9 protein-coding genes are annotated in these 16,256 nt (G+C 34.2%); all 9 read left to right on the top strand.

From position 1 onward, the window contains the following. Window positions 1-1,232 (top strand): MFS transporter (locus tag ABUA27_RS08565; protein WP_349820569.1); only part of this gene is annotated, 1,232 nt, incomplete at its 5' end. Between the two features lie 168 nt (window positions 1,233-1,400). Further along, window positions 1,401-2,828 (top strand): PTS transporter subunit EIIC, encoded by a 1,428-nt coding sequence (locus ABUA27_RS08570; protein ID WP_349820570.1) that lies wholly within the window; start codon window positions 1,401-1,403, stop codon window positions 2,826-2,828. Between the two features lie 11 nt (window positions 2,829-2,839). After that, a complete protein-coding gene (locus ABUA27_RS08575; protein WP_349820571.1) occupies window positions 2,840-3,664 on the top strand; it encodes a PRD domain-containing protein in 825 nt (274 codons plus the stop codon). Window positions 3,665-4,135: 471 nt separating this feature from the next. Then, window positions 4,136-9,343 (top strand): beta-N-acetylglucosaminidase domain-containing protein, encoded by a 5,208-nt coding sequence (locus ABUA27_RS08580; RefSeq protein WP_349820572.1) that lies wholly within the window; start codon window positions 4,136-4,138, stop codon window positions 9,341-9,343. A gap of 233 nt (window positions 9,344-9,576) precedes the next feature. Further along, window positions 9,577-11,031, top strand: a complete 1,455-nt coding sequence (locus ABUA27_RS08585) for an LCP family glycopolymer transferase (protein ID WP_349820573.1) — start codon at window positions 9,577-9,579, stop codon at window positions 11,029-11,031. Between the two features lie 405 nt (window positions 11,032-11,436). Beyond that, window positions 11,437-12,279 (top strand): MurR/RpiR family transcriptional regulator, encoded by an 843-nt coding sequence (locus tag ABUA27_RS08590; protein WP_330040089.1) that lies wholly within the window; start codon window positions 11,437-11,439, stop codon window positions 12,277-12,279. 183 nt (window positions 12,280-12,462) lie between these two features. Beyond that, entirely contained in the window at window positions 12,463-13,377 is a 915-nt protein-coding gene (pfkB, locus tag ABUA27_RS08595; RefSeq protein ID WP_303352975.1) for a 1-phosphofructokinase, read from the top strand. A 5-nt stretch (window positions 13,378-13,382) separates the two neighbouring features. After that, the gene (locus ABUA27_RS08600; RefSeq protein WP_330040088.1) at window positions 13,383-15,281 is read left to right on the top strand and encodes a PTS fructose transporter subunit IIABC; all 1,899 of its coding nucleotides are present in this window, start codon (window positions 13,383-13,385) and stop codon (window positions 15,279-15,281) included. Between the two features lie 198 nt (window positions 15,282-15,479). Beyond that, complete coding sequence (locus ABUA27_RS08605) at window positions 15,480-16,202, top strand: CpsB/CapC family capsule biosynthesis tyrosine phosphatase (RefSeq protein WP_349820574.1); 723 nt, start codon at window positions 15,480-15,482, stop codon at window positions 16,200-16,202. Window positions 16,203-16,256 lie beyond the last annotated feature (54 nt).

Below are 16,256 nucleotides of genomic sequence, written 5' to 3' on the forward strand. Positions count from 1 at the left end.
GTTTTGGGGGATTTGAGTTTGGTTATATATTTGTGTCCGCGCAACGAAGGCGCGGGGAAATGGAGGAAATTATGAAACGCTTACAAATGAAATACAATTGTATCCAGTTCTTATATTGGATTACTAACTGTACGATTTTTGGTTATGTAGCCATTTTCTTACAATATAAAGGCTTATCAAATACAGAAATTGGTATAGTAACTGCAATGGGAAGTATTATGATGCTTATACTTTCAGCTAATATCTCTAACTTACCAAATAATTATGAAGCACTCACACCACATAATGTGATCTTAGGAATCTATGCTATACTATTCGCATCATTTAGTGCTCTTTATTTTATGACACTACCTAAAGTAGTCGTCATGGTACTATATATCGCATTATTATTCCTGGTTACTTGTGTTGTTCCATTTTTATCACAATTTGCGATGGACTATGTCAAGATGGGGCATGATATTAACTTTGGACTTGCAAGAGGACTTGGTTCATTCTCTTATGCATCTAGTGCCTTTTTAATGGGTTACTTAGTAGAATGGCTTGAACCATCTGTTATCTACATTGTCTTTATTATCTCAAGTGTTCTATTTATCATTAACCTGCTTGTCCTACCACATTCTACTATTAAGAACGCATCAACAGAAAAGCCAGCCAATCCATTTGGCTTGATCACGAAATATAAGAAGTTCTTTTTATTCTTACTTGGATTTGGTTTTGCGATTGCGGGTGCGACATCTTTATCTACATACTTGATTAATATTGTTAAGAAGCTTGGTGGAGATTCATCATTCTATGGTATAGCCATCTTCTTTATGGCAGCCAGTGAAACACCATTTATGACAATGACATATCGCTTAAAGAAAAAATTTGGACCTGAAAAGCTCATTGTCTTTGGCTTAGTCATGTATATCTTTAGAAACTTCTTAATTGCTTTAGCACCTAACCTTATTGTCTTATTAATTGGTATGGTGTTCCAGGGATGTTCATATGGCTTACTATTTGCCACTTATACATATTACTGTAATGATGCCCTAGCTGAATCAGATCAAATGGCAGGTCAGACTCTTATCACAATGATGGCCAATGGTTTTGGCTTCTGTTTAGGTAATTATCTAGGTGGTGTCTTACAGGATACATTAGGACTACAAAGCATGTTGATTTTTGCGATGGTTGTTACACTTGTAGGTGCTCTTATTGGTGTATGTACATATAAGTTTATGAAGGAAGATTAGTCTTCCTTTTTTTTGCTTCAAAAAATGAGTGTTAGGGGTTACATAATGGTATTAAAATGTTATAATTACCACGTTATAAAAACATTGCTGTTTTTTGTATTCTGTAATTATTTTTGAAACAATTACTATATAATAGTAATATAGATTAGTACAGAAAAGGGGATCAATATGAGTTTTTTACAGAAATTAGGTAAGTCCCTGATGCTTCCAGTGACTATTATGCCTCTGGCTGCATTATTAAAGGGTATTGGCTATTGGATTGATCCTATTGGGTGGGGTGTCAATAATCCATTTGCGGCATTTCTTATATTATCAGGTGGTGTAGTCATAGATCATCTTCCTATCCTTTTTGCGATTGCTGTCGCAATCGGTATGACGGATAAGAAGAATGCATCGTTGTCTTTGGCAGCAGTCATCAATTATCTCATGATCACTAAAATACTCTCTCCTGAGGGCATTTCATTGATCTCGGGTTTACATATAAGCCAAGTCTCTATTGCCTTTGGTGAGACGGATAATGCGTTTATCGGGATTATGGTAGGATTGATTGTCGCCTTCTGTTATAAGAAGTTCAATCATATAGAAATACCTGGTCCTTTATCATTCTTTAGTGGTGAAAGATTCATTCCTATTATTTCAGGTATGATTACACTTTTATTTGCTGGTGTTTTTATGTATGTCTGGCCGATGCTTTATGAAACATTTATTCATTTTGGAACATGGATGGCAGGTTTAGGACCAATTAGCGCTGGTTTATATGGATTCTTTAATAGACTTCTTATACCAACAGGATTACATCATGCCCTAAATTCTGTTTTCTGGTTTAATGTTGCGGGTATTAATGATATTGGACGATTCTGGGGTACAGTATCAGGAGGTATTAAAGGTGTGACTGGTACGTATCAGGCAGGATTCTATCCTGTCATGATGTTTGGTTTACCAGCAGGCGCACTGGCAATCTATCAATGTGCCTCACCTGATAAGAAAAAGAAAGTAGGCACATTGATGCTTTCAGCTGCTCTTGCATCTTTTCTAACAGGTATTACAGAACCATTAGAGTTTTCTTTTATGTTTTTAGCACCTAGTTTATATATCGCCCATGCAGTCATGACAGGAATCATGATGTTTATAGCTGCATCATTTCACTGGCTCGCTGGTTTTAGTTTCTCAGCTGGTCTTATAGACTATATATTGAGTTTTAAGGCACCATTCTCCTATCATGCCAACTATTTGATTCTTTTAGGAGTCATCTGTGGTGTGCTCTATTATATTGTATTTAGAACTATGATTCTTCATTTTAATCTCATGACACTAGGACGTATGAAAGATGAAGTTAGTACAAAACAATCATTTGATTATGATGATTTGGCTATTTGTTTTGTGGAAGCTCTTGGTGGTAGAAGTAATTGTATATCTGCAGATGCCTGTATTACACGTTTAAGAGTAGAGTTAAATGACATACATTCTATTAATAAAGACGAAATATCTCAATTAGGCTATGAACATGTCACAATTGCAGGAAACCATAATGTACAGATATTAGTAGGCACCAATGCCCAGTTCATTGCGGATGCGATGAACGATATATTAATGTAAAGGGGACTATTATGAGAATTATTAAGATTTTCAACAACAATTCCATTGCGGCTATCTCACCAGAATTAGGAGATATTATCCTAACAGGTTCAGGAATAGGGTTCCAGAAGAAGGTAGGGGATAGTGTTGATTCCACTAAAATAGAAAAGACATATATGTTTAAAGAAGACCCTCATAAAAGATTAGAAAGAGAAGATGATATCTCTCCTGATTGTTATGAGATGACTGATAAGATTGTCTCTCGTGCAATTAAGAAGCTTAAATCACGCTATTATGGGGAAATATTCCTTACTATGACAGATCATATTTCCTTTGCCTTAAAACGTAAGCAGGAGAATATAAGAATCCCTTATGTCATACTTGGAGATGTAAGTATTCTTTATAAGAATGAATATGAAATAGGTTTATGGGCATTAAGCTATATTAAGAAGAAAACAGGTATTACATTGGATCTAGAAGAAGCCAACTATATAGCCTTGCATTTAGTGAATTTCTCAATGGACAATAATACCCATAATGCGACTAAGATATTAAGCTTTGTGACTGATATTATCGGTATTATTGAAAATAGTATGAAGGTGACTATTTCTCCTCAGTCACTCAGTTATGCAAGACTCTCTACGCATTTAAAATATCTAGCTGAACGTATCTTTATAGGACAGGAAATAAACCTTAAAGATACAACAGAAGACATCAGACAACTATTAAAAGAGAATTTAAGACTCTCTATGTGTATTAATCGTATTGTGAAACATATTAAAGAGAAATATAAATATGATTTATCACCGGATGAACAGACATTCTTGTGTATACATATTAAACGTGTCATGCAGTAAAACTATAAAAAGATGCATGTTGACTTTGATTTTGGCGTAAACTATAATGAATATGAAAGAAGGAACAACCAGTAAGCGGTTGCCCTTGGATTTGTATGTTTGAAATAATTACCTCAAACTTTTGCCGAGAGCGAGGTAGTTATTTTTTTGCGTTCTTATCAAAAAATCATAATAAACTATTAATTGTTGGCATGATTAAATTATCAGTTTCATGTTCTGCTGACTTCAAATGCCTAAAAATATCATAAAATAAGATATGAAAACGCTTGCTTAATATAATAGATACTGTTATACTAATTGAGTCAATGTGGATTGTTACTCTAAGCAGGCAAGACCAAATAAAGATTATGACATACATTTTTTTGTCATACTTTATTTGGTCTTTATTTTTTGTAAAAATCCATGTTTGAATACTCATTTCATCAACTAGGAGCATGAAATGAGACAAAATATAAAAGAAAGGAGAACATGATGAAAGGAAAGAAAATCATTACTTATGCAGTAAGTTTTCTTGTTGCATTAGGCTGTGTATCAGCTTTTCCAGTGACTGTAAAAGCTGATACAGGGTATGAAGTCTATCCTAATCCACATTCTATGAATTATAGTGATGGGGATTATGAAATGACAAGTCAGGTCAATGTTGTCTATGAAGATGGTATTGATGAAGACACAAAAGCAAGACTAAATGAAGTTCTTGCATTAAAAGGCATGAATGCAAGTATTTCTAGTGAAAAGAAAGCTGGAAAGACAAACATTCTTGTTGGTGTGAAGGGTTCTAAACAATATGTAGATTCACAGTTTGGAACAACTTCAGCAGGTTTATTTGATAAACTTGATTCTTATGCTTTAAAGTCTGATAAAGGCACTATTTCTATCTTAGGTAAAGATACGGATGCTGCTTTTTATGGACTTACAAGCTTATATCACATTTTTAAACAGGTAGAGGGGAAAACAATTAGAAACTTCTCTATCGAGGATTATGCGGATGTTGCAAGCCGTGGATTTATTGAGGGTTATTATGGGAATCCATGGTCAACAGAAGATCGTTGTAAATTGATGGAATGGGGAGGCTATTATAAGCTTAATTCTTATTTCTATGCTCCTAAAGATGATCCAAAGCATAACGCTAAGTGGCGTGACCTTTATACAGAAGAAGAAATCAATACAAAGATCAAACCACTTGCAGAGGCTGGAAACAAATCTAAATGCCGTTTCGTATTTGCCTTACATCCTTATATGAATCACCCAATCCGTTATAACTCTGAAGCAAACTATCAGGCTGACTTAAAGGTTATGCAGGCTAAGTTTAAACAGGTTATTGATGCTGGTGTTCGTCAGATTGCAATTCTTGCAGACGATGCTGGTAACGTAGGTGGTGCTAATTATACAAGAACATTGACAGATATGTCTAACTGGCTTAAAGAATTACAGCCTTCTTACCCTGGCTTAAAGTTGACATTACCATTCTGTACTCAGGAATATATGGGTTATGGTCAGTCTTACTACCGTGACTTCCCTGAAAACGTACAGATTATTATGACTGGTGGACGTGTATGGGGTGAAGTAACTAATAACTTTACTTCTTCATTCACTAATACTGCAGGTCGTGGTCCTTATATGTGGATTAACTGGCCATGTACTGATAACTCTAAGAAGCATCTAATCATGGGTGGTTATACAACATTCCTTCATCCAGGTGTTGATCCTTCTAAGATACAGGGTATTGTATTAAACCCAATGCAGCAGTCAGAACCAAGTAAAGTCGCAATATTTGGTAATGCATGTTATTCATGGAATATCTGGAAAACTGAAGAAGAAGCAAATAAGTGCTATGATGCTTCATTCAAATATGTGGATCATAATGGTTATGAAGAAACTGAAGCATCAACTGCTTTAAGAGAATTATCTAAACATATGATCAACCAGAATATGGATAGCAGAGTGACTCGTTTAGAAGAATCTGTTGAATTAAAAGAAAAACTCAATGCATTCAAGACTAAAATATCTAAAGGTGAAAAGATCACTGATGAAGAATTTGATGACATCATCAACGAATTCACAGTATTACAGAATGCGTCTCAAACTTATCGTGCAAGCGGTAATGAAAGAATCAAGTCTCAGATTGTTTACTGGTTAAACTGCTGGGATGATACAACAAATGCTGCTTTAAACTATATTAAAGGTATTAGAGCTGCACAGAATGAAGAAGACAATGCATCTATCTGGGACTATTATGCCAATGCACAAGCTGCTTTTGAAAAGAGCAAGTCTTATGGTTTCCACTATGTAGACCATTTAGAATATGCTGAAGTAGGTGTACAGCATATCGTACCATTTATTAAATCATTAGATTCTTATTTATCTGAAGTCGTATCTACAATCGTTAATCCAGATAAACAGATTGCGAAATATATCACTAACCGTGAAGATACTCCAGATGGTAAGGAAGATAACATCTTTGATGGTAATGCTTCTACAGAATTAGTTTACAAGAGCCCTAATACTATTTCTGCAGGTACTTATGTAGGTATCAAGTATTCTAAGGCAATTGATGTAAACCATGTCATCTTTAGAATGGGTGCGAACTCTAACCCTAGAGATACATTCTTAAAAGCGAAAGTACAGTATACTACTGATGGTAAGAACTGGACTGATGTCAATGAAACAGAATATGACTTACCAAACAATGTAGAATTAACAGACCTTAACTTAAAAGGTGTTAAGGGTATCCGTATGATTGCGACTGCAGATAAGAGTAACACTTGGTTAGGTGTAAGAGATATCTTAGTTAACCCAACGACTACTCCTTCTACAAGCACTGATAAGGGTACATTATCTATGACTAAGATTGGTGTAAAGGGTGGTTCATTAGATAACTTATTAGATGATAATGAATCTACATATGCGCATTTTGCTGAATCTCCATATAAAGCAGGAGAAATCAAGGACTATATTCCAGTAGATGCAGCAGTGACTCTTACATTCAATAACATTAAGAAGTTAGGTACTATCAATTTCGTACAGGATAGTGGTACTGATAAGATCACTAGATATGCATTAGAATATACAGAAGATGGTACAACTTGGAAGACATTAAAAGAATATGCTGGTGATGCCACTGTTCATTTAAATGTAGAAGACCAGGATTTGACTGCTAAGGCAATTCGTGTAAGAAACCTTGAATTACATCTTCAGAGTGATACAGCAGGTTATTGGTGGAAGGTAAAGACATTCAACCATACTGATGTAGTGAATGAATATGATGACAAGGCTGTTTATACAAATACAGACTATAAGTTACATTCAAAGAGTACATTAGATCGTACAGATTTAGTGTATACAAAAGAAATGACTTTGGCACCTAAACAATATGTAGGTGTGAAGTTATCAAGAGTTAAAGATCTAAAACAGTTAGAACTTGATTATAGTGGTGAAGTTGTATTAGAAGCTTCAGTGAATGCACATGACTGGGTTGAAGTAAAAGACTTAAACAAGAACTTTCCAGATGCACGTTATGTACGTTTGATCAATAAGAAGAGTTCTGATGTGAAGTTAACTATGAATAAGTTTGTGGTACATTCTACAGAAATCACTGCACCATACTTATATAAGACAACTATGACTATCAACCCATCTTGGGGTGTTGCAGAAGATTCTAGAAACAATGGGGCTGCATTTGATGGCAACATTGATTCTACAACAGAATTTGGTGATTTCCCATTAAAAGGACAGTATATTATCTATGACTTAGGTCAGATGAGAAATATCGATAAGATTGCAATGTATTGTCAGGATAGTGCCTATAACTATATTAGAGATGGTATTATCAGTGTTTCTAGTGATTTAGAAAACTGGACAGATGTTGTGACAATTGGTGATGGTGTTGAAAACACTGGTGATTCAATGGTTAAATGTATCGATTCTGATGCAGGATATAAAGCATCTAGTACATATCCTAATAAGGTATATGTATCAGGTACTGCAGAACATGTACCAGCTCGTTACTTAAGAATCCTATTTACTGCATCTAATCATTCTAGAGCTGTTGTATTCAACGAAATCATGATCAATGATGGAGAATATGCGCCTGAAGATAATGACCCTACATTTGATTCTAATGTCACAGAAGCAAAAGGTTATAAACCTCAGTATATGATTGATGGTGACCTTTTAACAGCTTATAAACCAGGATCAAATAAAGCAGGTTATATCACTTATACTCTTTCTGATAAGCTTGATGTAAAGAAATTCAATATTATCCAGAAGGGTGAAATCAGCAATGCTAAGGTATATGCATTAATTGATAAAGAAGTAACAACTAGAAATGTACCTGAAGAAGATAAAGAATGGGTACAGTTAGGTACTTTAAGAAAATCTTTAATTGAATTCTATATCCCTCATGGTAATGTATATAAGTTAAAGTTTGAATGGGAAGAAAATCATATTCCTACTATTTCTGAAATTATCACATTGACTGATGATAAATATAAGAGTGAATGTGCTAAGGACCTGAAGAACTACATTGACTCTTTACATGTAGATGAAGATAAGTACACTACAACAAGTTATAAAGCATATAGTACAGCAAGAACTCACGCATTAGACGTATATAACACTCAGATGGGTGAAAAGGATGCCTTAGAAACTGCAAAAGCTGACCTTAAAGCCTCTTTTGATGCATTAGTTGTACGTGGTGATTTAAAAGCTCTCGATCAAGAAATTAAAGATATTGAAAAGCTTTCTAAAGATGACTATACAGAAGAAAGCTACAACGCATTAGAAGAAGTATTAGTAGAAGCAAAGAAACTAGTGACTAATAAAGATGCGACTGAAGATGCAGTCAATACAATGATTGAATCATTGCGTCAGGCTAAAGCAGGACTTGTCACTAAAGCATCTATGAGTAAACAGGAACTTAGAAACTACATCGATTCTAATAACTTAAAGAATTTAGATACTACTATTTACTTAACTTCTACAGTAAAACCATTTAATGAAGCATTAGAGAATGCAGAAAAAATCTTAAATAAAGAAGATGCAACTGTTACTGAAGTAGAAGATGCTTATAAGGCATTACAGGATGCAAGAAATCACTTAGTTCTTAAAGCAACTGATACAGAAATAAAAGCATTAGAAAATAGAATGGTTTCTTATAAAGAAGAAGACTATACAGCATCTAGCTGGAAAGACTTTGATCTTGTATTAAATGAAATCAAAGAAGAATTAAAAGCTGAACATACAAGTGCTGAAATTGAAGCTTTAACTCATAAATTAGAAGAAGCTTCTAAGAAGCTTATTACTCGTGGTAATACAGCTGAACTTGAACTATTGCTTAATCAGGCTAAGAAGACTGATAGTAAGTTATATACAGAAAAGAGCTATAAGAACTTATTAGACGTCATTAAAGCAACTGAAAAAGCATTAGAAAATAAGAATGAATTAACTCAGGAAGAAGTAGATGCATTAACTGAAGACTTAAGAAAAGCTATGGATGCATTAGAAAAGTTACCAGTTATTACACCAAGTATTCCTGAAGAAAAACCTACTACTCCTTCTAAACCAGAAGTAAAACCAAGTACTAAACCAGCAACTGGTGATACTACTATGGTAGGAGTATTCGCATTCTTCTCAATGATCTCATTATTAGGTTATGTATTATTAAAGAAGAAAGAAGCTTAATGTTTTTAGGAAGAACCTCATTGAAGGTTCTTCTTTTTTTAGTTGTAGTAATAAATACAACATATAAATATGTTACAGGAGTGTAAACTTGTTACAAATAACAAATTTACTTGGTGAAATTGTTACATATAATAAGGTGATGTGCTATACTAGGTTTTGTCAACCACGTTTTTATACATTTTTTGTAAAATATGTATACTTTCGTGCTGTTTTGGGAATGGGAGATATAAAAGATGAAGAAAAAGTTGGGTTTCATGACTGATCATCGTTTTATTATCGGTGTTCAGATAGTATTAAGCATCATACTTATGATTAGTATCATATTTGTAAAAGTTTTACCTATGCGTTATTTGATTGTGATAGGGTCTTTCTTGGCAGTACTTGCATTACTTGTCTATTTAGTCGCAAAACCAGGACCTATCGTATCTAGAAAGGTACAGAAAAGACCTCTTGCAGGTAAGATTATTTCTATTGTTATTAGTATATTCTTAATTATAGGATGTATCTTTATTCAGTCTGGTAAAGCAGCCTACAATAAAGTAACTAGCGAATATGATTATGTAACATATTCATTAGTGGTTAGAAAGAATAGTAAATACAAAAAGATGAATGATCTCTTAAAGAAGACAGTAGGATATAATCCTAATGGAACTAAAATAAATGAAGCATTGAACCGTTTAAGTAAGAAAATATCTAACTATGGTGTAAGTGAGTTGTATGGTGTAGAAGCGATTGTAGATGCATTATATGATAAAAAAGTAGATGCAATACTTATTAATGAAGGTTCTAGAGATCTAGTTACAGACTATAAAAAGAACTTTGATAAGGATACAAGAGTGATCTGGACAACAAAGTTTAAATCATACAATAAGATTAAAGAAGAAAAGACTTTAGATGTATTAAAGGATCCTTTCTGTGTATATATTTCTGGTATTGATTCTCGTGGAAGTGTACAGGAAGTATCACGTAGTGATGTGAATATCTTAATGACTATTAATATCCCTGAACATAAAGTATTATTGACTAGTATCCCTAGAGATGCTTATGTAACTTTGGCAGATGCTTCTCAGAAAGATAAACTCACACATTCTGGCTTAACAGGTACACAAAATACAGTTAAGACAGTAGAAAACTTCTTAGATGTAGATATTAGCTATTATGCAAGAGTTAACTTTGAATCATTAGTAGAAGTAGTAGATGCCCTAGGTGGTGTTGATGTTTATTCAGATAAAGACTTATCTGTATGGAATGGACAGCCTATTAAAGAAGGATGGAACCATATGAATGGTCAGATGGCTTTAGCCTTCTCTAGAGAAAGACATGCCTATACTACTGGTGATCGTCATAGAGCACAGAACCAGCAGGCAGTTCTACAGGCTATTATTAGAAAGATGGCTTCTCCAGCAATCATTACTCATTATACGGATATCTTAAAATCTATTGAAGGTACATTTGTGACTGATATGCCGATGAATGAAATGGCTAGAATTGCGAATGATCAGCTTAATACCAATGCTTCATGGTCATTCCAGTCTTCTATGGTAGCAGGTAATGGTTTGATGATGAAGGGTGGATATTATATGCCTGATACAAGACTTTATTACCTTATTCCTGATGTAAATAGTGTAGAACAGAATAAGCAGTATATTAAGAAAATGTTGAAGGGTGAAGAATTCACTGTAGAGTAAGCAGACGAAAGTCTGCTTTTTCTTTTTTCTCATTCAGAAGCTTCAAACAGATGTATATATTGACTTTGGTTTGATTGTAAACTATAATGGAGTCGAAAAGAGGAACAGCCAGTATGCGGTTGTCCTTGGATTTGTTTTTAGTAAATGACTACCTCAAACTTTACCAGGGAGCGAGGTAGTTATTTTTTTACGTTCTTATCAATAATGATAAGAAGTAATCTGATCACAATACTGATATGATAAATTTTAAAAAAGATAACTGATACAAATTATTGTTATGATGATGCATCTTAAATGAGTGGTATATATTAATGTTTCTCTCATTTTTTCTATTTGTTTGTGTAAAGAATTTTTTTGTGTTAACATGACGATGTAAGGAATTTCATTGTAGAAGGAGAATAAGAAATGGGAAGTGTATTAGATAATATTACTGTGCTATATGATCAGTTATTTGATGCTGAAAAGAAGATTGCGAAGTATATATTAAATAATCCAAAAGAAGTCGTAGATATGACTGTATCTGAACTTGCAGAAACAAGTGATGTGTCTATTGCATCTGTATCTAGATTTTGTCGTAAGGTAGGTTTAAAAGGTTTTGCCCAGTTAAAGATCTCTTTAGCACAGGAATTAGTGGATACACATAAGAGTGGTGAAGTATCTAATGAAATATCAGTAGAGGATATACCACAATCATTACAGAATATTCTTGCGAATAAGATTACTGAACTCAAACAGACAGTAAATCAGATCAATACAGACGAATTTAAAGCGATTTTAGAGGGTATTAGAGATGCTTCTAGGATACAGGTAGTAGCGGTAGGAAATACGATTCCTGTGGCTATTGATGCAGCTTTTAAGTTTAATGAATTAGGTATACCTACAACTGCAGGTACTATATGGGAAACACAGTTATCTTATTCTTTTACTTTAGGTAAAGGAGATGTACTTATTGCAATTAGTAACTCTGGTGAATCAGATAAAGTATTAGAAGCAGTTAAGATAGCCAATAGGAATGGGGCTATGACTTTAGGTATTACTAATAGTGCTCATTCTGCCATCGGAGAAGAAGTACAATATCATATTACAACTGCAACAAGAGAAAAACTTTTTCTTGATGAGTTCTGTTTTTCTAGAGTTTCTGCAATGACTGTTATAGAGATTATATTCTTATTCTTAACAGTGATGGTAGAGAATGCACATAAGTCTATGATCCAGTGTGAAGAGATGTTTGCGGTAGATAAGAGATAATATATTAGTATAGTGACCGATAACAGAAAAAGTATGACAAAGATGTTTTTACATCTAGTTGTCATACTTTTTAGTATTAATCAAAGTAAATTATTTACATGAAATCTATTGACAAAGAAAGCATTTACATCATATAATAGCGCTGTAATAAAAAGATTTTTATGGAAAAAGGAGACCATGTAAATGATTTACACAATTACTTTTAATCCTGCATTAGATTATGTTATTACAGTTGATCATTTCCAACAGGGATTAGTTAACAGAGTATGTGAAGAACATATCTTCTGTGGAGGTAAGGGCATTAATGTTTCCGCAATTCTTAAAGAATTAGGTTATGAGTCTGAGGCTTTAGGTTTTGTGGCTGGTTTTACAGGTGATGAAATTGTACGTCGTGCTAAGAGTGAGTATGATATCAAGACTGATTTCATCAAGGTAGAAAAAGGTATGTCACGTATTAATGTAAAGATGCGTAGTGATGAAGAAACAGAAATCAATGGTATGGGACCTCAAATCACTGATGAAGATGTAGAAAAGTTATTCAAAAAGCTTGATACATTAAAAGAAGGTGATGTATTAGTTCTTTCTGGTTCTATTCCTAAATGCATTAGTCCTAGAATTTATGAAGAAATTCTAGAAAGATTACAGAACAAGGGTATCTTGTTTGTAGTAGATGCAACTGGACAGTTATTAGTTAATGTATTAGCTTATCATCCATTCTTGATTAAGCCTAATAATCATGAAATTGAAGAAATCTTTGATGTTAAGTTAGAAACTGAAGAAGATCTAGTGATGTATGCAAATAAACTACAGGAAATGGGTGCTCGTAATGTATTGATTTCACTAGCTGGTGATGGTTCTTTATTAGTAGATGAAAAAGGTAATACACATCGCTTAGGTGTATGTAAGGGTACAGTGAAGAACTCTGTAGGTGCTGGTGATTCTATGGTAGCTGGTTTTGTGGCTGGTTATTTAAATAATGGTGATTATGATGAAGCTTTAGCACTTGGTACTGCATGTGGTGGAGCAACAGCATTCTCATATTCGCTTGCGAAAAGAGACTTCATTGATGAATGTCTCGCACAATTAAAGGGAGATTAAACAATATGAAAATTACTGAGTTATTGGACTTAAAGGGCATTGAATTAAATGTCTCAGTCAGTTCAAAAGATGAAGCAATTAACAAGCTTATTGATTTAATGTGTGCAACTGGAAAGATCTCAGACAAGGATGCATACAAAGAAGGTATTTTAGCCCGTGAAGCATTGACTTCTACTGGTATTGGTGAAGGAATTGCGATTCCTCATGCTCAGGTGGCTGCAGTAAAAGCACCAGGGTTAGCAGCTATGACTGTGCCTAATGGTGTTGATTATGAATCATTAGATGGTCAGCCTGCTCACTTATTCTTTATGATTGCAGCTCCAGCTGATGGAGGAAGCACTCATTTACAGGCATTAGCTAAATTATCTGCGTTATTAATGGATGAAGGTTTCCGTAAAGACTTATTAAATGCGAAGACACCAGAAGAATTCTTAAGCATGATCGATAAGAAGGAAGCAGAAAAAGATGCTGAAGAAGCAAAAGAAGCAGAAGCACCAGTTACTACTGGATATAAAGTATTAGCTGTTACTGCCTGCCCTACAGGTATTGCGCATACTTTCATGGCTGCAGAAAACTTAACTAAGGCTGGTGAAAAGCTTGGTTATCCATTAAAGGCTGAAACAAACGGTTCTGAAGGTATCGGAAATGCCTTAACTGCAGATGAAATTAAAGCATGTGATGGTATTATCGTTGCAGCAGATAAGAACGTAGAAATGGCTCGTTTTGATGGTAAGCCAGTATTAATCGTTCCAGTCACTGAAGGAATCCGTCATCCTGAAGAATTAATTAATAAGATTAAAAATGGTGAAGCACCTATCTATCATGCAAGTGCTGATATAAAAGAAGCTGTATCAAGTGAAAGTGCTGGTAGAAGCTTCTATAAGCACTTAATGAATGGTGTAAGTCATATGTTACCATTCGTTGTTGCGGGTGGTATCATGATTGCCATCTCATTCTTAGTAGATGATAAGAGTGCAGGGGCTAAGTTTGGTTCTTCTACGCCTCTTGCTGCTTGGTTTAATAACATGGGTAACGTATCATTTGGTATGATGTTACCAATCCTTTCTGGATTTATCGCCATGTCTATTGCGGACCGTCCTGGTTTAGCTGTAGGTTTTGCAGGCGGTTTACTTGCTAAATCTGGTGCTACATTCTTAGATCCTAGTGCAGCTAAAGTAGCTGCAACACCTGGTTTCTTAGGTGCATTACTATATGGTTTTGTTGCTGGTTATATCGTTCTATTACTAAAGAAGGTATTCAAAGGCTTACCAAAATCATTAGATGGTGTTAAACCTATCCTCTTATATCCATTACTTGGTGTATTTGTAATGGCAATCTTCGCCAGTGCAATCAACCCATTAATGTCCATCATCAACCAGGCATTAACTAACTTCCTAAGTGGTTTAGGTAACTATGGTATTATTCTTGGTGTTGTTGCAGGTGGTATGATGTCTATCGATATGGGTGGTCCATTCAATAAGGCTGCTTATGTCACAGCTACAGGATTACTTGCAAGTGGTAACTACATCTTAATGGCAGCTGTTATGGCTGGTGGTATGGTACCTCCTCTTGCTATTGCTTTGTCTACTACATTCTTCAAAGATAAATGGACTGAAGAAGAAAGAAATGCTGGATTAGTTAACTATATCATGGGATTATCATTTATCTCTGAAGGTGCTATTCCTTTTGCTGCTAATGATCCAATCCATGTTATTCCATCATGTGTAATTGGTTCAGCTATTGCTGGTGGTTTATCAGTTGCTTTCAATTGTCAATTAAGAGCACCTCATGGTGGTGTATTCGTTATCGCAACAGTAAGTAACTGGCCAATGTATTTAGTATCAATCGCTATTGGTGCAGTAGTAGGCTGCTTAATCCTTTCTTCATTAAAGAAAAATAAGTAACAGAAATACAGGAATATATTGAAAAGGCTTTCAATATATTCTTTTTTTATGCACCAATAGCATAAAAAAGCGCTTTAAAAGTAAAAAAATTAAAAATTATGAAATATATAATTATTTCATGCAATTGTACCGATTTTTTCTACACAAATGTAAATTTATGTGATATATTGTGCATGACTTATTAAAAGGGGTGAACTTATGATTGATATACATAGTCATATCCTTCCTCTTGTAGATGATGGATCTAGTAGTGTAGATATGAGTCTAGATATGTTGGACGAGGCGTATAGAGATGGTACAAAAGAGATTGTCTTAACGCCACATTTGGCCTATGCATATGGTTTTGAGAATCCGAACTATAAAATTAAAGAACTCTTTGGTCAATTTAAAGATATAGTAGAGGATGTCGGTATTCCTATTAAGATGTATTTAGGCTGTGAGTTCTTATATAGGTCTCATGAATCTTTTGAAAGACACTTTGAAGAAATTACAACATTAAATGATACAAAGTATCTTTTAATGGAGTTCTATTTTGATGTAGAAGAAGAAGTGATTCTTGAAGCAGTACAAAATGTATTGGATAAGGGTTATATTCCTGTAGTGGCTCATCCTGAACGTTTTGAAGCAATTCAGATTAATCCTGATATTGCAGTAGAAATAGTCAACAGTGGTGGTTATTTACAGATGAATAAAGGTTCAATACTTGGAGACTATGGATCATTAGTAAAAGAGACAGTAAAGAACCTATTAGAAAATAAACTCATACATTTTGTTGGTAGTGATGCACATAACTTGAGAAGCAGACATCCTAGAATGTATGAATCTTATGTTCAAGTTAAAACACGCTTTGGTAGTGATTATGCACAAAGGATTTTTAAAGAGAATGGAAAAATATTATTAGGTAGAGTCAAAAGTTTATGAAAAACTTGATGAATGACAGATTTCAGGGCTCGATGAACGATGCGATATCATTCA

The organism is Catenibacterium sp. RTP21428st1_D7_RTP21428_210409 (assembly GCF_040227455.1).
Classification (GTDB): Bacteria; Bacillota_I; Bacilli_A; order Erysipelotrichales; family Coprobacillaceae; genus Catenibacterium; species Catenibacterium mitsuoka_A.

Bases quoted from the DNA above. Each gene is read 5' to 3' on its own strand.
- pfkB (WP_303352975.1), top strand. From the start codon at position 12,463: ATGATTTACACAATTACTTTTAATCCTGCATTAGATTATGTTATTACA.
- ABUA27_RS08600 (WP_330040088.1), top strand. From the start codon at position 13,383: ATGAAAATTACTGAGTTATTGGACTTAAAGGGCATTGAATTAAATGTC.
- ABUA27_RS08570 (WP_349820570.1), top strand. From the start codon at position 1,401: ATGAGTTTTTTACAGAAATTAGGTAAGTCCCTGATGCTTCCAGTGACT.
- ABUA27_RS08585 (WP_349820573.1), top strand. From the start codon at position 9,577: ATGAAGAAAAAGTTGGGTTTCATGACTGATCATCGTTTTATTATCGGT.
- ABUA27_RS08590 (WP_330040089.1), top strand. From the start codon at position 11,437: ATGGGAAGTGTATTAGATAATATTACTGTGCTATATGATCAGTTATTT.
- ABUA27_RS08575 (WP_349820571.1), top strand. From the start codon at position 2,840: ATGAGAATTATTAAGATTTTCAACAACAATTCCATTGCGGCTATCTCA.
- ABUA27_RS08605 (WP_349820574.1), top strand. From the start codon at position 15,480: ATGATTGATATACATAGTCATATCCTTCCTCTTGTAGATGATGGATCT.
- ABUA27_RS08580 (WP_349820572.1), top strand. From the start codon at position 4,136: ATGAAAGGAAAGAAAATCATTACTTATGCAGTAAGTTTTCTTGTTGCA.